This window comes from Mesorhizobium sp. BR1-1-13 (assembly GCF_020165515.1).
Taxonomy (GTDB): domain Bacteria; phylum Pseudomonadota; class Alphaproteobacteria; order Rhizobiales; family Rhizobiaceae; genus Mesorhizobium.
Window position 1 is genome coordinate 233,838 of sequence record NZ_JAIUIH010000008.1, and the last position, 19,913, is coordinate 253,750.

Below are 19,913 nucleotides of genomic sequence, written 5' to 3' on the forward strand. Positions count from 1 at the left end.
CGGGCAAGAGTGGGAGCAACTGTCGCAGAACGTCGTAAAAAATTCTTACCAAACGCCGGAGTTGTTTCATTATCGGTCAACTTTCCAGGCGTATCTGTGTCGAAACGAGGCGTTGCCGGGGTTCCTCGGCCAAACGGCCCGGGAAAGCGGACCGGGCATGATCCTTGCTCCTGGGCTTCGGCAGCCATCTGCCTCGCGCGATGCAGGATGGGGTATGAACCTGGCGGGATATTAAGATGCGGATTGCCTGCGTTCATCAGGGCTACGAACTCTATGGCTCCGACCGAAGCTTCGCGGAGAGCGTCGCAGCCCTGCGCGCCGCGTTTCCGTCCGCGGACATCGAAGTCGTGCTGCCGCGCAGCGGCCCGATCGTGCAGATCCTCGAACCGCATGCCAGCCGCATCGTCTTCGAGCCGCTCTGGGTGCTGCGGCGTCAAGCCATCCTGCGCCTCGCGACCATCGAGATGGCGCGTTTGCCGGTGGCCGTATGGCGGGCATGGCGACGCCTCAGGCACTGCGACCTGGTCTATGTCAACACCTCGATCGTGGCCGACTATGCGCTGGCCACCCGCCTGCTGCCTCACAAGGCTGTCCTGCATATCCACGAGATTCCCGAAGGTTTCATGCGCACGATCCTGGTCGCTTTGATGCGCTGGAGCCATGCCGACCTGATCTTCAATTCACGCGCGACGCGCGCGGCCTTCGGCATTGCCGGCCGTTCACGCACGCATGTGGTCTATAATGGCGTTGCCGGCCCGCCGGCGGCCGAGCCGATGAGCTATGACGGCAGCCGGCCGTTGCGGGTGCTGCTGCTCGGCCGCATCAACAGGATCAAGGGCCAGGAAGTGCTGCTCGAGGCGGTCGCCTCGATGCCGCCGGAATTGCGCTCGCGCATCGACGTGCGGCTGGTGGGCGGCGCTTTCGAAAGCACCGAGCGCGAACTGGCCTTGGCCGAGCTGGTGAACACCATGGGATTGGCCGATCGCGTCAGCGTGCTGCCGTTCATACCAGACCCCTCGCAACACTACCGCTGGGCCGACATCGTCACCGTTCCGTCGCGGCGCCCGGAATCGCTGGGCCGCGTCGCTATCGAGGCGATGGCCTATGGTCGGCCGCCACTGGTGTCGGCGATCGGCGGGCTGGTCGAGGTGGTCAGCGACGGCGAGACCGGCTGGCATGTTCCGCCTAATAACGCCGCCGCCCTTGCCGCGAAATTGCAGGCGATCATCCTGCGGCCCGAGGCCTGGCGTGGTTTTGTTGCCGCCGGCCGCGCGCGCTACGAGACCGTCTTCAGCGAAACGGTCGCAGCTGCGGCGATCGCCGCGATCGCCGCCGACAAGCTGAAAGTGACGATAGCGAGGCCGGGCAGGCCGGCAACCGCTCGCCAGGCGGAGACCCGGCCGTGAAATTCCCGGTCCATCTGGTGCGGCGCCTCGTGCTGATGGTCGGCGGCGAGGCGATGCAGAGCGGCTTTCACTTTGCCCTCAACATCGCGTTGCTGCACATACTGTCGGCGCAAGGTTACGGTCTCTTCGCCATCGGCATGGTGATGGGCGGCGTCGGCCTGTCGTACATCCGCTCGCTCACCGCCGTCCCCGCTTCGATATGGATGGGCAAGAGCACCAACAGCGCCGGTGTCGATGCCCATGACGTGGCCTTCGGGACCGCGGCGCTGGTGGTGTCGCTGCTGATGGCGGTCGGCACGGCGATCCTGATGCATCTGCTGGGCGATCCGAGCGGCATCGCCGCCGGCTGCTTCGTCGGCGCATGGTCGCTGCGCAGCCACATGCGCACGGCATTGTTCGCTCGGCGCCAGCAGGTGATCGTCTCCATCAGCGACGCCGCTTTCACGATCACCGGCATCATCCTGACCGGACTGACCATGTGGCTGGCGAAGGACGCGCTCCAAACCGTGTTCTATGCGCTTGCGGCAGCAAATCTGCTCGGCATCGTCGTCCTGGTTCGGCTGGCGCGCCGCACACCTCGCATCAGCTTCCGCATGCCGACGCGCCGCCGCTATACAAGGCTCTGGCCGCAGCTGCGCTGGTCGGCGTTCAGCGCGACCACCACAAACATCCAGGGTCAATGCCTGGCCCTGCTGGTGGCGGGCATTGCCGGACCCGCCGCTTACGCACCGCTGGCGGCGGTCCTCGTGCTGTTTGCCCCACTGCGCATCATCAGCCTTGCTCTCTTCAACATGACGCAGCCGGAGCTGGCGAAGCTGATGCGCAACAACGAAACAAGCCGTGTCTGGGCGCAAGCGAAGATCTGGTCGCTGGTCATGGGGGTCGGTGGCCTCGTCTATGGATGTGCCATCCTATTCGTCCTGCCGATGATAAAATCCCAGGCCCTCCAGGATGCCTCGGTCGGATTCATCGGACTTTTCGTGATCGCGAATTTCATCCCGGTCATGCTTTATGTCATGCCTCGCATCATCCTTGAGATCCTCGGCGATTTCCGGACCGTCGCGTTCATCACGACCGGTGGCGCAATCGTCGGGCTGGCGCTGATCGCAATCCTGCTGGCAATTGCGCCTCCGCCGTGGTCGCTGTTGGGTTCCGCGGTCTCCGAAATCTTCGTCCTTGCTGCATCATGGTATTTCGCGCGTCACCGCATATGGAACATCGAGCACCCGGACCAGCAGCGCGACAGCTGGTTGGGCGGGTGGCGGCGGTCAGTCCCGTTCGCCCCGGTAAAACGGTAGCAGAGACCATGGCAGAAGGCGCTCCACGAGGAGGCCTACCGTTTGCCGTCGGCGTGGTCTCCGCGAATGACCCAACATGGCACGACTGATCGGTGCAATTTCTGATTATCCATCAACGCACCGTTCATGCTTTGATGCTAGCGGTCGACCTGAGCGCAAGTGCCCAACGTCTCACCGGGCCTCATGGCAGGTCGACGAGCTGTGCACGCGGGCAAAGGTTAGACTATTTCGGCCGTCGGCCGGTAGGCGAAACCAACGAACATAAATGGGCGCCAAAGGTCTGGTCCTGACCGAACTTTGCCGTGGTTTACGATGCGGGGGTATCGCAAGCGCTGCCATTAGTCCGCAACCGTGGCTTTCGTGCGCTCCAACGCACGGCTGTCCGAGGCGGTCCGGAGTTGGCGGGGTTTACACTGCTTGCGTGGACGATGTTAATGGCCGGCCGGGAGGACAGGAGAAGCATGTGGCAAGCCACGGGAACGGCTCCCAAGACGGATCTATCCGACGGGTTATTGTCCCGGACTGCCGCCAGCGCCGGTACAGCCGCGCGCTTCAAAGCCCGGCTGCACACCGGCCTCGACACTGTAAGGCCGCTCTGGCTGCGGTTTCAGGCCGATGGCGTGTGCACCGCGCATCAGCATTATGCGTGGGTCGAGGGGATCGCCAAACGGCTGATGCCCAAAGGCGCGGAACTGCTTGTCGTCGAGGTCAACGACGCCGCCACGGGCGCGCCGGTCATGCTTTTGCCGCTGATGCGGCGCCGGGCGCTGGGCCACTCCGTGATCGAATGGCTGAGCTGCGGCGTCTGCGATTATTCGGCACCGCTGCTGGCGGATGACAGGGCGTGGACCAGGCAAGGCGCCGACGCCGCATGGGCGGCAGTCCGCGCCGTGCTGCCACCGGCGGATCGCATCCATATCTTGGGAATCCCGCAACAGATCCAACGAGTCGCCAATCCTCTGGCGCTGCTTTCGGCGGCGCACGATTCCCTTCAGATCACCTCCGGCCTTATCCTGCACGGCGAACCGGAAACGCTCATCAAGCGCATCTGTAGGCCCTCCTTCGCCAAGAGCTTTCACAAGCATTGCCGCCGCCTCGAAAAGCTCGGCGGCCTGAGCCTGGTCGAGGCCGACACGCCGGCGCTGACGGAAACGCTCTTCGACACGCTCCTCGAGCTGCGGCTGAAGCGGTTTCGTGAGCTCGGCCGTTTCGATCTTTTGACGCAGGAACCTGTCGTCGACTTCTACCGAGATGCCGCGCTGCATGGCCTTTCCGACGGCTCGGTGCGCATCTTCGGATTGCGCGGAGGGGAAGCCTGGCTCGCCGTCATCTATGTACTGGTCAGGAAAGGCACGCTCCATACCCTGTTGCTCGGGATCGACCAGAATGCCGTTGCCCCGCCGGGCCTGACGATGTTCGGCAAGCTGATGATGTGGGGGCGCGGGCAGGGGTTCGATTATTTCGACCTTTCGGTCGGCAGCCAGGGCTATAAGGAGCACATCGGCGCCACCAGTTCGGTCCTGGCCGAACTGTGCCAGTCGATGACACTGCGGGGATGGGGCGCCACCGCCTACATTTCGCTGCGCTGCCGGATCGAGCTTTTCATTCGCTCCAAACCGCGGCTGCTCAAGGCCGGCCAAGGCCTGGCGCGCGGCCTGCGCCGCCTGCGCTGACAGGCAACCGAGCCGATATGCGATGAACCGCGAAACGCATAGCATCGATTTGCAGGACAGATCGAAGGGACGCATCGCAAGGGCGCTGCGGTTCGTCCGGCAGCAAGGAATCCTCGAACCGTTCCGGCTCGTGCGGCGGCATGGCCTCGGTGAAAGCGGCCGCTTCGTCGCACGCAACATCCGCCATCTCGTTGCCGACCGGCTGGCGCGCCAGTGGGATCGCGACAATGGCGTGGACACGGCGGGTTCGATCCGGCTCGACGCGCTCGATGTCGTCGGGCCGCACCGGGACCAGGGCAATGAATGCGTCTGCACGTCGCCCAGATCCTTCGCCTTCATCATGGACAGGCTGACGGACGATCTCGCAGACTACACTTTCATCGATATCGGTTCGGGCAAGTCGCGCACGCTCCTGCTGGCGTCGCACTACCCGTTCGCCGCGATTGTCGGTGTGGAGTTCGCGCGGGAGCTGGTCGCCATCGCCCGGCGCAATATCGAGCGATACAAGAGCCCGGCCCAGAAATGCCGCAAGATTGCGGTCATCGAAGCGGATGCCGCGACGTATGAGTTCCCGCCGACGCCGCTGCTGGTCTATTTCTACAATCCCTTTTCCAGGGATGTGTTCGAAATCGTGCTGGGCAATCTCATGGCGTCGCTGGAACGGCACACGCGGCCCTGCCTCGTCGTTTACGGCAGTTCGAGCCACAGGGCCATCGACTGGGCGAAGCCCGCTATCCGCGATGCCGGGTCTTTCCAGCAACGCGTGACGCCGCCCATGCCGCGTTTCCTCGACGCGGTGCGGACCATCGACTACGCGATCTTCGACTACCGGCCATCATAAAGGGCGATTTTGTCAGCGCCGGCGGCCGGTCGGGTTCAGCAGCCGTTTCGTCAGCACCCGCCATGCCGTCAGCGGCAGCTCGATCAGCCCCGGCAACAGATCGTTTGAGGCGAACGCCGCCCAGGATCGAACCGTCGCGAACGAGTTGAGATAGGCCGCGATGCCGAGGCTGCCGCGCCACATCAGCGTCACGGATGAAACAGCGTCGCGGGCAAGATACATCCATGCCGTTCCCGGGCGAGCGCTAGCGGCCGCGGTGGCCCGGCCGTTCACTGTTTCCCACAGCATCGCGCCCAGGTCGACGCCAGCAGGCGCGCAAAGTCCGAACCAGGACCAGGGGCGCGGATTGACGTCGAGAAGCTTGAGCCTGCCGTCGCGACAATCGTGCTTGAATTCGACCTCGACCAGGCCGCTATGGCCGATCGACGACAGCAATGTGCGCGCGGCGGCGACGGCGCGGGGCTCGTCGACGATCTCGACGAAGGTGCTGGTATAGCCGAAGTCGACCGGATATTGCCGCGAGCGGCGCGCGGTGAACTCCGCGATCGGCTTGCCCTCGTTCCAGAGCGCGGCGTAAGAGAATTGGCTTTCTCCCCCGCCCGGCACGCACTCCTGCACGACGACGTTTTGGCCGCCGATCTGTTCGGCCGCGTCGCGATAGGCGGCAAGAAACGAGGCCCTGTCGTCGGCCTGGACGACCTTGGCCCTTGCGATGCGGGTGTTGCCGCCACCCATGTGAGGCTTGAGAACGACCGGAAAAACCATGTCCAGGGATGAGGCCTGCGCCATGGATACGATGTCATAGGTCCTTGGAATGGACAGCCGCAACTCGGTTGCCCGCCTGTAGAGCAACGGCTTGTCGCAGACCCACTGCAACACATCCCAGGAGGGCAGCGCGATCTTATAGAGCGCCGACAGGGCGGCGAGATTTTCCGAGACCAGGCGAACCTCTGGATCGGCGGCCGGGATCAGGAGGCATCCCTCCAGACGGTGTTTACGCGCCGCTTCCAGCAGAAACGGCAGCGCCCGCTCATCGGTTGGGCCGGGCCAGCGGATGGTGGCTCCGACAAATCGGGACCAGCCTGGCAGCGGCGAATCATTGGTGATGTAGGTGAGGGGCACTTTTTGGGCGCCGAGGCTGCGCGCCAGGGCAAGCGTGCCGTGCGCGCCACCAAGAAACACTGCGCCTGACGTCGCCACGCCTCCACCCTCACATGTTGTCCGGCACGGCCGGTTGCCCAGCTCTTCCGCTTTGAGAGACGAGAGCCCCGCCTGATCGCGCTGATACATGGCGCGGCCGGCGACGCTCAACGCGGCTTCGGGCCGGCGGGCAGCGAGGCTTCGCCCAGTCTCACGGTGGAGCGCCGTGCGTTCTGGCCCTTGCTTCTCGCGGCGCGTATGAAACGGGTGACGGCCCGCGCCGCATACGGGGTGGCGGCGGTGAAACGCATCAACGGGCCAAAACTCGCGACCGCGCCGGCGCCGACAAAATGCAGGCCGGGAATGTTCGATTCCAGCCCCGCGGAAAGGATCGGCGATTCGTCGCGGCAGGCAATCGCATCGAGGAGGTCGGGGGCGAAGAGCCCAAGCTTGCCGATGTCTATGCGATAGCCGGTCGCGAGCAGGACGTGATCATAAGCGGTCGAGCCGTTCTCGAACCGCAAGTCTATTCCGGAGTTGCTGGCGGAGGCGTCGACGATCACACGGCCGGCCTTGACCTTGATGCCGCCGAAGTCCGGCAGCAGCCAGCCCGACGCGCCGGCCCTGAGGCCACGCGCATTGACCCAGCGTCGTGCAGCCGCTGGCAAACTATGCACGAGACCCGGCGCCTCGATCAGCCAGGACAACGGGAAGGGACCGACGCGCGAGGGCGACGCCAGGAGTTCCTCGGCGGCGCCGAGCACATTGCGGCCCCGGCTGCTGGACGGCGCGCCCAGCCAATGGATGTCGCCCCGGCAGACGAGTTCGACGTCGGCTCCCGCCTTTCTCAGCAGGACGGCGGATTCGCAGGCGCTTTGTCCGCGCCCGACGACGGCGACATGCTTGCCGGCAAAGGCTTCGAATCCGGTGTGCGCGCTGGTGTGGCTGACCAGTTCGGAGGGCAGGCCGGTGAAGGCGGGGGGCACCAGTTCCTGGTTCTTCAGGCCCATGGCGACGACGACGCGCCCGGCGCGAACCGCATCGCCGTCGGCAAGGATCAGCCGGAATCCCGCATTGGTCCGTTCGACACGGCTCACCATGCGCGTGTCGAGATCCGGAATCGCCTGAGCCTGAACCCACATCCCATAGTCGACGAAATCTTGCCGGAGCAATGGCTCGCGCAATTGGACGCGCTGGCCGCTGGCGTAGGAATCGAGGGACAGCGGGCCGTTGGGGTTGCCGATAAAGGTTGCGCGCCAGGGCGAGCGAAGCCGCATGCCCCGAGGCATGCTCTCGCGCCAAAAGCCCATCGGGCTGCCAAAGGCAAGCACGTCTACATCGGCTGCCCTGAGCGCCGTGGCGACGCCAAGTCCGAAAGGTCCGGCGCCGACAACAGCCACTTCACAGTCATTGCTTCGTACGGAAGCGGTCATGAACCTTGTTCTCCTGGATGGCCGCACCATCCCCGCGCCGCTCTGACGCATTGGCGCCGCGTCCGGAGCCCGCCCTATTCCTAGGCGCGCCGAGGTTAACAATGCGGAAAGCAGAAGCGCCGCGCCGCCTCGGCGCATATGCCAAACAAGATGTCATATTGTTCCAGCCCGCAGGTTCGCGGACATAATCGAGCCGATGCCGTCGGCTATGCTTGCGTCTTGCAGGGAAGCCGCCGCGGCGAGGAAATTGACACCCGCGCCGCTCTCCGCCATCCTTGGGGCCAGTCGCTGGACCGCGAAGAGCGGTCGAGTTCCGTGTCAGGGCGACCGAGGGCGAAGCGCATGTCCAGTGCCGTGAACAGCCAGAACTCCAAGCGCGCCGCGGTGCGCAAGGCGCTCGACCGCCACAAGGTCTACATCACCGCGCAGAGTTTTTCAGGCGGCACCTATAGGGCGCGCGTGCTGGTCGATGGCGAGGCCTACTGGGTCGACGAATTCCGCTTGAGCCAGCTGCGGCAGGGCCTGTCGCCCGCTGAGCTCGAACTGACGCCGGCGGCCGACGATTGAGCGTGGTGACTGGTTGGCAGCGACGTTTCGGCTAGTCACCCTGATACATGCCGCATCGGACCGTTCGAGCAGGCATGGCGCTCTGTTGTTGCAATTGGCTGGCTTGCGGCGGTCGATGCCATGACGCCCTCCAAGCTCAAACCTTACCGCGCCAAGCGCGAATTCTCGAAGACGCCGGAACCGGCGGGTGGGTTGATCGCCGAGGAGGGCAACCGCTTCGTCGTCCACAAGCACCATGCCACGGCGGATCACTACGACCTGCGCCTGGAGGTTGGCGGCGTGCTGAAGAGCTGGGCGGTGCCGCGCGGGCCCTCGCTCAATCCGGCCGACAAAAGGCTGGCGGTCGAGACCGAGGACCATCCGCTCGAATATATCGACTTCGAAGGCGTCATCCCCGAGGGCGAGTATGGCGGCGGGCCGATGATCGTCTGGGACACGGGCAGCTGGGCGCCGATGGAGGATGTCGAGAAGAGCTTGCGCGCCGGCGCCTTCAAGTTCCGGCTGGCTGGCCAAAAGCTCAATGGCGGCTGGATGTTGACCAGGCTGAAGCCGAAGCCCGGCGAAGAGGAGGGCAAGAAGAACTGGCTTCTGTTCAAGGAGCGCGACCTCGCCTCCAATCCCACGCTTGATATCCTGGAAGCACGGCCGGAGAGCGTGAAGTCCGGCCGCCGTATCGAGGAGCTGGTGGCGCCGCCGCCGGCCAAGGCTGCGCCAAGGCCTGGCACGCTGAAGCCCGGCGCCTTGCCCGGCGCGGTCAAGGCCTCGCCCGCCGCCCGCATAGAGCCGCAACTGGCAACACAGGTGCCGAAACCGCCGGGCGGTGACGATCCTGGCGACCGCACCGGCGAGACCTGGCTGCACGAGATCAAGTTCGACGGCTACCGCACCATGGCGCATCTGACCGATGGCGAGGTCAGGCTGATCACCCGCGGCGGCATCGACTGGACCAAGCGCTATGGCGATCTGCCGCATGCCTTCGCCAAGCTGCCGTGCCGCGAGGCGATTATCGACGGCGAGATCGTCATGCTCGACGGCAAGGGCATTTCGCGTTTCGCGCTGCTGCAGGACGCGCTGGCCGAGGGCGCCGGCAGCAAGCTGCATTTCTACGCCTTCGATCTCCTCCATCTCGACGGCTGGGATCTGCGCAAGGCGCCGCTGGAGAGGCGCAAGGCGCTGCTGGCTGAACTGCTCGCCGGCGTCGGCGCCAATTCCGCGATCCAGTTCTCCGACCATGTCGAGGGCTCCGGGCAGGGGCTATACGACCAAGCGACGGAGCTCGGCCTGGAAGGCGTCGTCTCCAAGCGCGCCACCGCGACCTACCAGAGCGGCCGCACCAAGAGCTGGACCAAGTGCAAGGCGCTCGAGAAGGACGATTTCGTCATCGCCGGCTACACGACCTCGCAAGCGGCGGAAGGGCTGGCCGCACTGGGCATGGCCGAGTGGCAGGACGGCGAGCTGCACTATCGCGGCAAGGTCGGCACCGGTTTCGACGCCGAGACCGCGGCTGACCTGCTCGCCCGGCTGGAGCCGCTGACAGCGGGCGCCACGGCGCCGGAAGGCGTGCCGCGCGAAATCATGCGCGAGATGCACTGGGTGAAGCCGCTGTTTTCGGCGCGCATCCATTACGCCAACCGCACGGCGGACAATGCTCTGCGCCATGCGGTGTTTCGCGGCCTCAGGGATGTCGGCCTCTCGACGCCGGTTTCGGCCAAGCGCAAGCGGCTGATCGCGGAGGCCGACCTCGCCACGATCTGGGTCACCAACCCGACCAGGCGGCTGTTCGGCAAGACCGGGCCGACCAAGCTCGACATCGCCGTCTACTACGCGCTGGTCGGCGATTTCATGCTGCCGCATATTCTCGGGCGCCCGGTGTCGCTGGTGCGCTGCCCAACCGGCCTGCCGAAGGACTGCTTCTTCCAGCGCCACGCCTTCACCGGCATGCCCCCTTCGGTTGCCACCTTCGAGGCGACCAATTCCGAGGGCGAGACCAAATCCTACCTCTCGGTCGAGGGCGCGAAGGGCTATCTGGCGCTGGCGCAGTTCGGCGTCGTCGAGTTCCACACCTGGGGCACGCACCGCACCAGCCTCGACAGGCCGGACCAGATCGTCTTCGATCTCGATCCGGGCGAAGGGATCTCCTGGCGTGAAGTGGTCGAGGCTGCGGTGCACATCAAGGGCGAACTGGAAGGGCTGGGGCTGGTGCCCTTCGCCAAAACCTCGGGCGGCAAGGGCATTCATATCACCGTGCCGGTGACCGCCAGGCAGAACTGGAAGACGCTGCACCAGGCGACCAGCGCGATTTCCACGCATCTGGCGGCAAGCGCGCCGGACACCTTCACCACCACAATGGGCAAGGACAACCGCAAGAAGCGCATCTTCATCGACTATCACCGCAACGCGCGCGGCCACACCTCCGCCGCGCCCTATTCGCTGCGCGCCCGCACCAACCTGCCGGCCTCGACGCCGGTGAGCTGGGCGGATCTGGAGACGATCGACGCTCCGCAGGACCTGAACTATGCGTCGCTGCCGGGACTGCTGGAGACGTCAGGGGATCCGTGGGCGGAGATCGACGAGTTTGCTCGGGATTTGCCTACGTTCAAATAGATTGGTTCCTCTCCCCCGCTTCGCGGGGCGAGGAAACCCAAGTCCATCGACGCTTTTGACAATTTGAATTATTCTCTGCTCGTGGCCCTTCCGGCGTCCTAAAACATTTCGTCAGGATTTGCTGGTAAGGTGCGGGGTCGGTGTAGGATTTGCGCAGCCTTGTTCGTCCTTCGGACGAAAGCGCTGCGATAGTTGCAGTGCATGGCCGCGTAGGAGTTCATCATGGCGCCCAGGGCAAGTTGGAAAGGTTACCTCAAGCTCAGTCTGGTGAGCTGTCCGGTGCGGCTATACCCCGCCACCAGCGCCAGCGAGCGCATCTCGTTCAACCAGTTGCACAAGAAGACCCACAACCGCATCAACATGAAGCCGGTCGATCCGGAACTCGGACTGGTCGAGCGTTCCGACCTGGTCAAGGGCTACGAGTACGAGGACAAGCAGTACATCATCATCGACGATAGCGACCTCGACGCGGTGCGCATCGAATCCAACCACACGATGAACATCGAGGCCTTCGTCGACGAGGACGAGGTCGACGTCATCTACCAGGACGCGCCCTATTACATGGCACCGGACGGCGCGATGGCGGAGGAGACTTTCGCCGTGTTGCGCGAAGCCATGCGCAAATCCGGCAAGCTGGCGATCGCCCGACTGGTCCTGTCCAGCCGCGAGCGCGTGGTGACGATCGGCGCGCGCGAAAACGGCATGTTCGTGTGCACGTTGAGGAACCCGAACGAAGTGCGCGGCACGGCTGAATATTTCGGCAACATCCCGGCCGGCAACCCGGATCCTGAAATGCTGCAACTCGCCGAAGCGCTGATCAAGCAGAAGGAAACCACCTTCGATCCGAAGAACTACGAGGACCGCTACGAGATCGCGCTGATGGCGATGATCCGCGAGAAGCTGAAGGGCCACAAGCCCATCATCGCGGCGGCACCCGAGCGCGGCAACGTCATCAATTTGATGGATGCGCTGAAGGCGAGCCTGTCGCAGTCGCAGTCGAAGCCGCCGGCCAAGTCAAAGAGCAAGGCCGACGAGAAGCCCGCCGCCAAGGCCAAGGCGGCCGCCACTGCTGAGAATCCGCTGAAAGCCAACCTGCTGAAGGCGGTCGGCAAGAGCAAGAAGTGACGGCACCAGCCGGCGCCATATTCGGCACGATCGGTGCGCTGGCGGCGTTTCCGCTCAGGCTGGCGGCGCGCGAGGTCGCGCGCCAGCATGGCGAACTCAGGCGCGGCGTCACCCGGCGCACCACGCATGTCGTGTTCGGTCGCGGTCTGCTGGTCAAGGCCGGGCTCACGAAGACCGGCGATGCCGACATCGAACGCCGGGTCGCCGCCGAGCGCGGCGCCGGGCGCGCATTGCTCAGCGAGAACGGTTTTCTGCGCCTGCTCGGACTGATGAAGGTGCCCGAGGCCTCCTCGCTATCGCGGCAATCGCTGATCGATCAGTCGCGGCTATCCGGCGCCGACCTCGATCTCCTGTCGCTGTTCGATGCTTTCGAACATGACTCGGAACCCTATTCCTTCCGCGACCTGATCCTGGCGCGCAAATATGCCGGGCTGGTCGCCGGCGGCGCGACATGGGGCGCGATCGCGCGCTCGGTGCACCGTTCCGGCCCGGTGGCTTCGCTCACCGCCAAGTCGCTCGCGGTCGGCTCGGCATTCGGGCGGCCCGATGCGATCTATCTAGATGGCGGCGAGAGCGAGCTCGACGGGCAATTGCTGTTCGATCTCGGCGCCACCGACGACGATCCGCTGGAAGAGCTGTTCGCCGAGGCCGAAGCGGCGGAGCAGGACGGCGACCATGATGGTGCCGCCGCGCGCTACCAGCGCTGCCTTGCCATCGATCCAGGCGACGCGATCGCCGCCTTCAACCGCGCCAACTGCCTGCGCGCCGGCGGCCATCCGGCGGAAGCGGCCCATGACTATGCGCGCGCGATCAAGCTCGATCCGGCTTTCGTCGAGGCCTGGTTCAATCTCGCCGGGCTGATGAGCGAGGAGGGCAAGACGGCGTCGGCACGAAGGCACTTGCGGAAGGCGATCGCGCTGGACAGCAATTACGCCGATCCGGTGTTCAACCTCGCCCGGCTGGAATTCGACGCAGGCAATTTGCTGGAAGCGCGGCTGCTGTGGGCGCGGTATCTGGAGCTCGACGCGGAGTCGGAGTGGGCTGGGGTTGCGGCCAAGGGCGTGCAGTTCGTGGATATGCAGTTGGCGAAGTCGGCGGGGTGAGGGGATGTATGGGCGCGCTTGAGCAGGGGGACGCCAAGGAACTCGGCCTTTGTGGAAAGGCCGCCCCATGACCAGCTTCCTCTTCGACGGCCACGACACCGCCCCAACCACCATCCTGCTCGCGCATGGCGCCGGCGCATCGATGGATTCTCCATCGATGACCGCTACCGCCAAGGCTCTGGCGGCAGTGGGCTTTCAGGTCGCGCGGTTCGAGTTCCACTATATGGCTGCCCGCCGCTACGGCCACCGCAAGCCGCCGCCACGCGCCGAGACGGTGAACCCGGAATACGTCAAGGCGATCGCGGATCTCCGGGCGAAAGGCGTCACCGGAACGCTCATCATCGGCGGCAAGTCGATGGGCGGACGCGTCGCCTCGATGGTGGCGGATGAGATGTTCGCCAAGGGCGAGATTTCGGGGCTGGTTTGCCTCGGCTATCCCTTCCACCCGCCCGGCAAGCCCGAGCAGTTGCGGACCAAGCATCTGGCAGGGCTGAAGACGCCGACACTGATCTTCCAAGGCACGCGCGACGAGTTCGGCACCAGGGACGAGGTCGCGACCTACGGCCTTTCCGACGCCATTGAGGTGCATTGGCTGGAGGATGGCGATCACGACCTGAAGCCGCGAAAGGGCATTTCGGGGTTTTCGACCGCCGACCATCTGAAGACGGTTGCGGAGACGGTGAAGACTTGGGCGGCGCAACCACCGCCTTCGTCATCCTAGGGCGGAGCAAGGAGCGAAGCGACGCGCGCAGACCCCAGGATCGATGCCGTGATCTGCGAGTGTTGCGACGGTGCGGAATTCTGACGGGTCGCATTCTTCGGCTGCAGTCACGGCATGGATCCTCGGGTCAAGCCCGAGGATGACGAAGCGAAAGGTGTCTCCGGTTTTTCCAGATGAAGATCGCCTCCTTCAACATCAATAATATCAACAGCCGGCTCGAGAACCTTCTGGCGTGGCTGGCGGCGGCAAGCCCCGATGTCGTCTGCCTGCAGGAGTTGAAGGCGCGCGATATGCAGTTTCCGCGCACTGCCCTGGCCGATGCCGGCTACGGCGCGGTGTGGAAGGGGGAGCCGACCTGGAACGGCGTCGCCATACTGGCGCGGGGCGCCGAGCCTGTCCTGACGCGGGACGTGCTGCCCGGCGACGGTGCCGACAGGCAGAGCCGCTACATCGAGGCGGCGGTGAACGGTATCGTCATCGGCTGCCTGTACGCGCCGAACGGCAACCCGCAGCCGGGGCCGAAATTCCAGTACAAGCTCGCCTGGCATGACAGGTTCGCTGCGCATGCGGCACAACTGCTCGACCCCGGGCTGCCGGTGGTGCTGGCGGGCGACTACAACATCGTGCCCGAGCCGCGCGATATCTATGCCACGCGCTCCTACGACGATAACGCGCTGGTACAACCGGAAAGCCGGGCAGCCTTTGCGGCGCTCATCGAGCAAGGCTGGACGGACGCACTGCGCAAGGTCTACCCCAAGGAGACGCTCTACACCTTCTGGGATTACCGGCGGAACCGCTGGCCGCGCGATGCGGGCTTGCGGCTCGATCATATCCTCCTGTCGAAGAAGCTCGCCCGCAAGCTCAAGGCTGCCGGCATCGACCGCGACGTGCGCGGTGAGGACGGCGCCAGCGACCACGCGCCGGTGTGGGTGGAGTTGGGGTGAGGGGCGGCCGTTGACGGCGCGGGATGCCAGGTCTCTTGCATTCTCCCGCTCTGTCCTGCCCTGTAGTCGGGCTTCAGCCCGCCATTTCGACAGCGATACGGTCGGCTTCGCTGCCGACGATACGGTGCCGACAGGCGGCTACGACCGCACCCCTCGCTACTAGCCGGCGGTGATGCGCTGGCGCTGTTCCCCGGCACGCCGGAGTGAACGAGCCAGGAAGCAGGCCTGTCGTGCCGATTCAAGATGTGCGACTATCGCCTTGTTCGGGCCGGATCTTCGCGGTCCCCTTGAAACTGTTTCCACCTGTTGCGGCGGGCCAAGGCGCTCGGACTTGAAGGTTACGGAATTGCCTCGGCGCCAAGGCGGATTTCGTGACGCTGAGGGCCGAGCATGTGCCCGAGGCAGTCGTGGCGGTACCGAAGGAGCGCACGGTGTATCGCGGAGGGAGGGAAATCGCCAAGGATGGGAAGCTGGCTGGGTAGGGCAAGAGCTTCGCCGTGCGATCGAGACTGCGGCGTTTGGTCAGCAACAGCGACCATGCAGTAAACGGTGTGAAGTACAATACGGCTCCCTAGCAAGAGACAGTCATTCCGGCGGAATTGCAGATGCCGTGCATCCGCGAGAGATATTTCAGCTCGAGTTTCGATTTGGGCGAAACTCGTTGAAGAATCCGAAGCTTACCGCTAGCCTCGATCCGGGTGGTCGGAAGAGTGTACGTGGGGTGGAATGTTCGGGTCACTGGAAAAGCTCAAGCAACGGCTGTTGCGGCCGCCGCATGCCTATAGGCCGACGACAGAGTCATTCCCCGACATTGACGTCCAGCGCATTGCAACGGATATGCGGCTTGCGGAGAAAGGCGAGAAGCGGGGCAGGGAGAATCTGCCTCAAAGCGATGACCTCCCTTACGATGCCGTTGAAAACGATATCATCGAATTGGTCGGAGCCGCCCAGAAACAATCCCACGATCATCTGGAGAACCAACTTGCGGGGTTCAGGCAGCGTCTCATCGATCTCGACTTTGAATCGCGCTTTGCCAATATAAAAGCGGCATCCACGGCTGGTCTCTCCGACCTGAAAGCCGAATTGCAGATGGGGATCGATGATCTGCATGGGCTGCGGCGCGATCTGAAGGAGGCAGAGTCCTGGCATCGTGATTTCAAGGATCAGAACGGGCTTCGCCGGCCCTGCAAGAAGACCACGGCCATCGGTACCACGTTGAAATGGCTCTTTGTGGTGGCGCTGGTGATGGCAGAGCTCGTCATCAATGGCGAACTGCTTGCAAAGCGAAACGAGCTCGGGCTGGTCGGCGGCATCGTCGAGGCGCTGATCTTCGCGATCCTCAATGTCGGCGTCGCGCTGATGTTCGCCCTCTATGGCGTGCGCGAGATCGCGCATCGCTCGATTTTCCGTAAGTTTGTCGGCATTCTCGCCATCGCCGCCTATATCGGCGCAGCGATTGCCATCAATCTTGGTCTGGCGCATTACCGCGAGGTTGCCGGAACGATCGCGACCAATGGCGACGAGGTGATGCGACGCTTGCTAAGCGCGCCATTCGCACTGAACGAATTTCGCTCCTGGATACTCTTCTTCCTCGGTGTGATGTTTTCACTCTTTGTCCTGATCGATGGGCTCAGCATGCGTGACACCTATCCAGGCTACGCCACGGTTGATCACCGGCTTGACGAGGCGCGGGCAAATTATCGAAACAAGCGCCAAGGCCTGATCGGCGAGCTTTCCGACGTCCGCAGTGGCTACGAGGATGAACTCGCCGATGCGCGCGCCGACCTCAGCAAGCAGCGGACAGAACACGATGCGATCGTGGCGCATCGCTCTCGGTTGGTTGGGCTGTTCGACGCCCACCAAGCTCAGCTTGAACGTGCCGCAAACAGCCTGTTCCGAATCTACAGGGACGCCAATATCGCTGTACGCACGACACCCGCGCCGGAGCGCTTTTCGCGGCCATACCAACTCAGCCGGATCGGCATTCAATATTTCCGCGACGGGGAATGGAACAGTGACGAATTGCAAGCTTCCATCAAGGATGCGCAAGGCGATCTCGACAAGATGATGGTCGGCCTGGGTGAACAGTTCGAGGCTGCGTTGAAGCAGTATCGCGAGCTGGATGTGCTGGTGCCTGAAGCCCAATGAGCGGTCGACGGTCCCGGCGCTCGCCTTCCGACCTTGTCAGCTGGGGCTGGATTATTCTATTCGCGCTCGGCCTCATTGCCGCCGCGATAGGCTTTACTTACGTCTATGTGTCGGCGCGCTCGCAACTCGTCGAACTTGACGATCGGCTTTGCCCGGTTGTCGGAGCTGCGTCGCAAACCATCATCCTGATCGATACCACGGATGCAATCGCCGACGTCACCAAACTGAACATCCAGACCCTGCTGCGCGATACCGCCTCCGGCATCCAGCGCGGTGGCTTGCTCGAGATCCGGGCCCTTACATCAGCGGCACCCTATACGAAAGAACTCTTCTCGCTGTGCAACCCCGGCAATGGCGGCGATCTCAGTGCCTTCACCGGCAATGCGGCGCTGGCGCGAGAGCGTTGGCAAGCGGGATTCGGCCAGCCGCTGCTGGTTGCGCTTGAGAAAGCGGTCGAGGCAAACAAAGCCGACAGCTCACCGATCATGGCCGGCATTCAGTCGATAGCCGTCAGCCATCTGGTCGCCCAGAAAGCGCGTGCGATCCCCTCGCGGCTGATTGTCGTTTCGGACATGTTCGAGAATACCGAATTCTTCTCTCACTACCGCGGCGTCACAGATTTCGATGCCTTCAAAAAGTCGCCCGCGGCAAACCGCTTCGCTACGGATCTCGCCGGCAGCGATGTGTCGATCTGGCTCATACGCCGGGCGAAGTCGCCCGTCGACAGCGTCGCGTTGATGGCATTCTGGCAGCAGTGGATTGACTACAATCACGGCGTTTTCAGCTCTGCCAAGTCGTTGCAGGGAGTTGAAGGGTGAGACGGCCGCGCGTGGCCAGCCGGCAGTTGGACGCTGCGGCGCCAATAGTCTTTATCGTTTTTACCGGCCTGGGCGCCGCCTACATCGTCGTGGCCAAATCGCTTTCCGTGTCGGCATTTGTCGTTACCTTCGTGCCGATCGCGCTGATGACGGGCTACGCGGCGATGATCATGATCGCGCGCGGGCTCCGGCTGCGCGACGACCAAACCGGCGACAACTTCTACTATATGGGCTTCATCTTCACGCTCACCAGCCTTGCCGTTTCGCTATACCAGTATGGAGGCGGTGGCGCGGTCGACGAGATCGTGCGCAATTTCGGCATCGCAGTTGCCTCCACCATCGCCGGCATTGCATTTCGCATCGTCTTCAATCAGCTCCGGCGCGACCCCATGGAAGTGGAACGCGTGTCACGTCTCGAGCTTGCAGAAGCGTCCCGCAAGGTGCGCCGGGAACTCGATGGCATCCTGAGCGAGATGAACCATTTCCAGCGCTCCAACCAGCAGATGCTGCAAGAGGGCTATCACGAGATACGAACGCAAGTGGAAACCTCGGCGAAATCCCTGGTCCAGTCGCTGGACTTGCTCGCCAAAGAGGCTTCCGAGCACATCAGGGTATCCTCGCTGGCGATCCAGAACGGAATAGACACCAAGGAGCTGCGGGGCGGCATCGACCAGACAGCCAAGGCAGTTCACGACATCAACGCCATCCTGACCAGCGCCAGTACGCAGATTGCGACCGCGACGCAGTCGGTGGCCGACAAGCTCGCTGGCATGTCGACACCCGACAAGGTCATCGAGGTTCGGCTGGAGCCGGTCGTGGCCGGTTTGCAGCGGGCGATCGAAACCGCCATGAGCGATTTCTCTTCCCGTCTTGGCGATGTGGCGGAGCTTCGGCGTGGGCTCGAACAGTCCACGGCGGAAGCGCTTCGGGCCAGCGATGTGCTCGACAAACTTGCGGCGACATTTGAGGCTTATGATCGGGCGCCGGCGCGGCAGGGTCTATTCAGACGGCTCTGGCGTGGCGGCTAAAGCGCGTCGCATGGTCAGTGTGGGACGATATCAATGAAGATGCCTTCCTCGCTTATCGCCGAAGGGGAACGCGGCCATCGCCGAGGCGTGGTGCTTGGGCTCACAATGGCCGAGCTTCTCCTCCTTCTGCTTTTCTGTCTCCTGCTGGTATCGGCCAGCATCGCACAGCGAAAAGATGAGAGGATCGCCGAGCTGCAAGCCTCCGCGAACCTGGACATCACGGTGGGCCAGCTTGCTGACATGCGTGCCGAACTGGCGCGCCTGCAGGCGCTGTTTCCAAAAGCGGCGCTTCCTTTGCCGCCAGCCAACTGGACCGAGCTTGTTGCGGCCAAAGCGGTGATCGACGGGCTTGCGGAAAAGGGCATCGACGCCGCGCCGACGTCAGACCCGACGCTGCGGAAATTGCTACTCGAAATCAGCGAAGCCAAAGCCGCCGACCCCCGTCTGCTGGACCGACTTGAAAAGACGCTCTCGGCCTCCAACGACAGGAGCGCGGAGGCTGAATCGTCGATGCAGTGGCCGCCGATGATAACGTTGAGCGACGACGGCTATACATTTGAACGTGGCAGCGCCGCGCTCACCGACGCGTTCCGGGCGCGTTTACAGACCAAGGTCACGGACGACGTGCTGTCTTTGCTGACACGCTACAAAGTCGATGTCGTCGAGATCGTCGGCCATACGGATGAGCAGAAAATCAATCCGGCCAAGCAGTCCAACCTCGATGCGGCTGCGATCTCGGCGATGAACGGCGCCAGCGCTATCAGCGATTTGACGCCGGCCGACAATGCGGGGCTGGGGCTCTCACGTGCTATCGCGGTAGCGAACGCATTGATCCGGACGGGACGGCTGGGCGGTGTCAAGATCATTCCGTTGTCTGCGGCACAGCTCGTAATGCCGGGGGACATCATCTCTGATGGCAGCCACGGTGGCGATATCCGGGAACGCCGGCGTATTGAAATTCGGGTACGGCGTTCTTCGGACGGTGGCGCCAGTTGATGCGGTTGACCGCGTGATCCCGCCTTCTTCAAGTCATGGGCCTCGACGCCCCTGTTTTGGAGTGCCGC

General features: G+C 63.8%; 16 protein-coding genes and 1 pseudogene. 15 read left to right on the forward strand and 2 right to left on the reverse strand.

Annotated elements, in window-relative coordinates; all coding sequences use genetic code 11:
* Positions 1 to 236: 236 nt before the first annotated feature.
* The 4 genes from LB533_RS19885 to LB533_RS19900 all read left to right on the forward strand — a co-directional run bounded on the left by LB533_RS19885 (position 237) and on the right by LB533_RS19900 (position 5,218).
* Positions 237 to 1,406 carry a glycosyltransferase family 4 protein gene (locus LB533_RS19885; RefSeq protein ID WP_224678002.1) on the forward strand — a complete coding sequence of 390 codons (1,170 nt, stop codon included), beginning with the start codon at positions 237 to 239 and terminating at the stop codon, positions 1,404 to 1,406.
* Positions 1,403 to 2,704, forward strand: coding sequence for a hypothetical protein (locus tag LB533_RS19890; RefSeq protein WP_224678003.1), 1,302 nt, complete (start codon positions 1,403 to 1,405; stop codon positions 2,702 to 2,704). Before LB533_RS19885 ends, LB533_RS19890 begins: the two co-directional genes overlap by 4 nt.
* A 461-nt stretch (positions 2,705 to 3,165) precedes the next feature.
* Entirely contained in the window at positions 3,166 to 4,377 is a 1,212-nt protein-coding gene (locus LB533_RS19895; RefSeq protein WP_224678004.1) for a GNAT family N-acetyltransferase, read from the forward strand.
* A 22-nt stretch (positions 4,378 to 4,399) separates the two neighbouring features.
* Positions 4,400 to 5,218, forward strand: a complete 819-nt coding sequence (locus tag LB533_RS19900) for a class I SAM-dependent methyltransferase (RefSeq protein WP_224678005.1) — start codon at positions 4,400 to 4,402, stop codon at positions 5,216 to 5,218.
* A gap of 12 nt (positions 5,219 to 5,230) precedes the next feature.
* On the opposite strand, the gene LB533_RS19905 is transcribed toward LB533_RS19900, so the two are convergent.
* Both LB533_RS19905 and LB533_RS19910 read right to left on the reverse strand, forming a co-directional pair.
* Positions 5,231 to 6,418: an ATP-grasp domain-containing protein gene (locus LB533_RS19905; RefSeq protein ID WP_224678006.1), complete on the reverse strand. Its 1,188-nt coding sequence runs from the start codon at positions 6,416 to 6,418 to the stop codon at positions 5,231 to 5,233.
* Between the two features lie 107 nt (positions 6,419 to 6,525).
* Positions 6,526 to 7,791 carry an NAD(P)-binding domain-containing protein gene (locus LB533_RS19910; protein WP_224678007.1) on the reverse strand — a complete coding sequence of 422 codons (1,266 nt, stop codon included), beginning with the start codon at positions 7,789 to 7,791 and terminating at the stop codon, positions 6,526 to 6,528.
* A 342-nt stretch (positions 7,792 to 8,133) separates the two neighbouring features.
* On the opposite strand from LB533_RS19910, the gene LB533_RS19915 reads away from it, so the two are divergent.
* From LB533_RS19915 to LB533_RS19965, 11 genes and pseudogenes are all read left to right on the forward strand, one after another.
* A complete protein-coding gene (locus LB533_RS19915; RefSeq protein ID WP_140499061.1) occupies positions 8,134 to 8,358 on the forward strand; it encodes a hypothetical protein in 225 nt (74 codons plus the stop codon).
* A gap of 120 nt (positions 8,359 to 8,478) precedes the next feature.
* Positions 8,479 to 10,962, forward strand: a complete 2,484-nt coding sequence (gene ligD, locus LB533_RS19920) for a DNA ligase D (RefSeq protein ID WP_224678008.1) — start codon at positions 8,479 to 8,481, stop codon at positions 10,960 to 10,962.
* Positions 10,963 to 11,184: 222 nt separating this feature from the next.
* A complete protein-coding gene (locus LB533_RS19925; protein ID WP_224678009.1) occupies positions 11,185 to 12,087 on the forward strand; it encodes a Ku protein in 903 nt (300 codons plus the stop codon).
* Positions 12,084 to 13,190 carry a tetratricopeptide repeat protein gene (locus tag LB533_RS19930; RefSeq protein ID WP_224678010.1) on the forward strand — a complete coding sequence of 369 codons (1,107 nt, stop codon included), beginning with the start codon at positions 12,084 to 12,086 and terminating at the stop codon, positions 13,188 to 13,190. The genes LB533_RS19925 and LB533_RS19930 overlap by 4 nt, the downstream gene beginning before the upstream one ends.
* Before the next feature lie 67 nt (positions 13,191 to 13,257).
* On the forward strand, positions 13,258 to 13,911 hold the full coding sequence (locus LB533_RS19935; RefSeq protein ID WP_140642722.1) for an alpha/beta fold hydrolase: 654 nt from the start codon (positions 13,258 to 13,260) through the stop codon (positions 13,909 to 13,911).
* A gap of 173 nt (positions 13,912 to 14,084) precedes the next feature.
* Complete coding sequence (locus tag LB533_RS19940) at positions 14,085 to 14,855, forward strand: exodeoxyribonuclease III (protein WP_224678011.1); 771 nt, start codon at positions 14,085 to 14,087, stop codon at positions 14,853 to 14,855.
* 315 nt (positions 14,856 to 15,170) lie between these two features.
* Positions 15,171 to 15,337: pseudogene (locus LB533_RS19945) on the forward strand (metal-dependent hydrolase); the annotation flags it as partial.
* A gap of 244 nt (positions 15,338 to 15,581) precedes the next feature.
* Positions 15,582 to 17,003: a hypothetical protein gene (locus LB533_RS19950; RefSeq protein WP_224678012.1), complete on the forward strand. Its 1,422-nt coding sequence runs from the start codon at positions 15,582 to 15,584 to the stop codon at positions 17,001 to 17,003.
* Between the two features lie 107 nt (positions 17,004 to 17,110).
* Entirely contained in the window at positions 17,111 to 17,821 is a 711-nt protein-coding gene (locus tag LB533_RS19955; protein WP_224678013.1) for a hypothetical protein, read from the forward strand.
* Complete coding sequence (locus tag LB533_RS19960) at positions 17,818 to 18,849, forward strand: hypothetical protein (RefSeq protein ID WP_224678014.1); 1,032 nt, start codon at positions 17,818 to 17,820, stop codon at positions 18,847 to 18,849. Before LB533_RS19955 ends, LB533_RS19960 begins: the two co-directional genes overlap by 4 nt.
* A 33-nt stretch (positions 18,850 to 18,882) precedes the next feature.
* Complete coding sequence (locus LB533_RS19965) at positions 18,883 to 19,845, forward strand: hypothetical protein (RefSeq protein ID WP_224678015.1); 963 nt, start codon at positions 18,883 to 18,885, stop codon at positions 19,843 to 19,845.
* Positions 19,846 to 19,913: the final 68 nt, after the last annotated feature.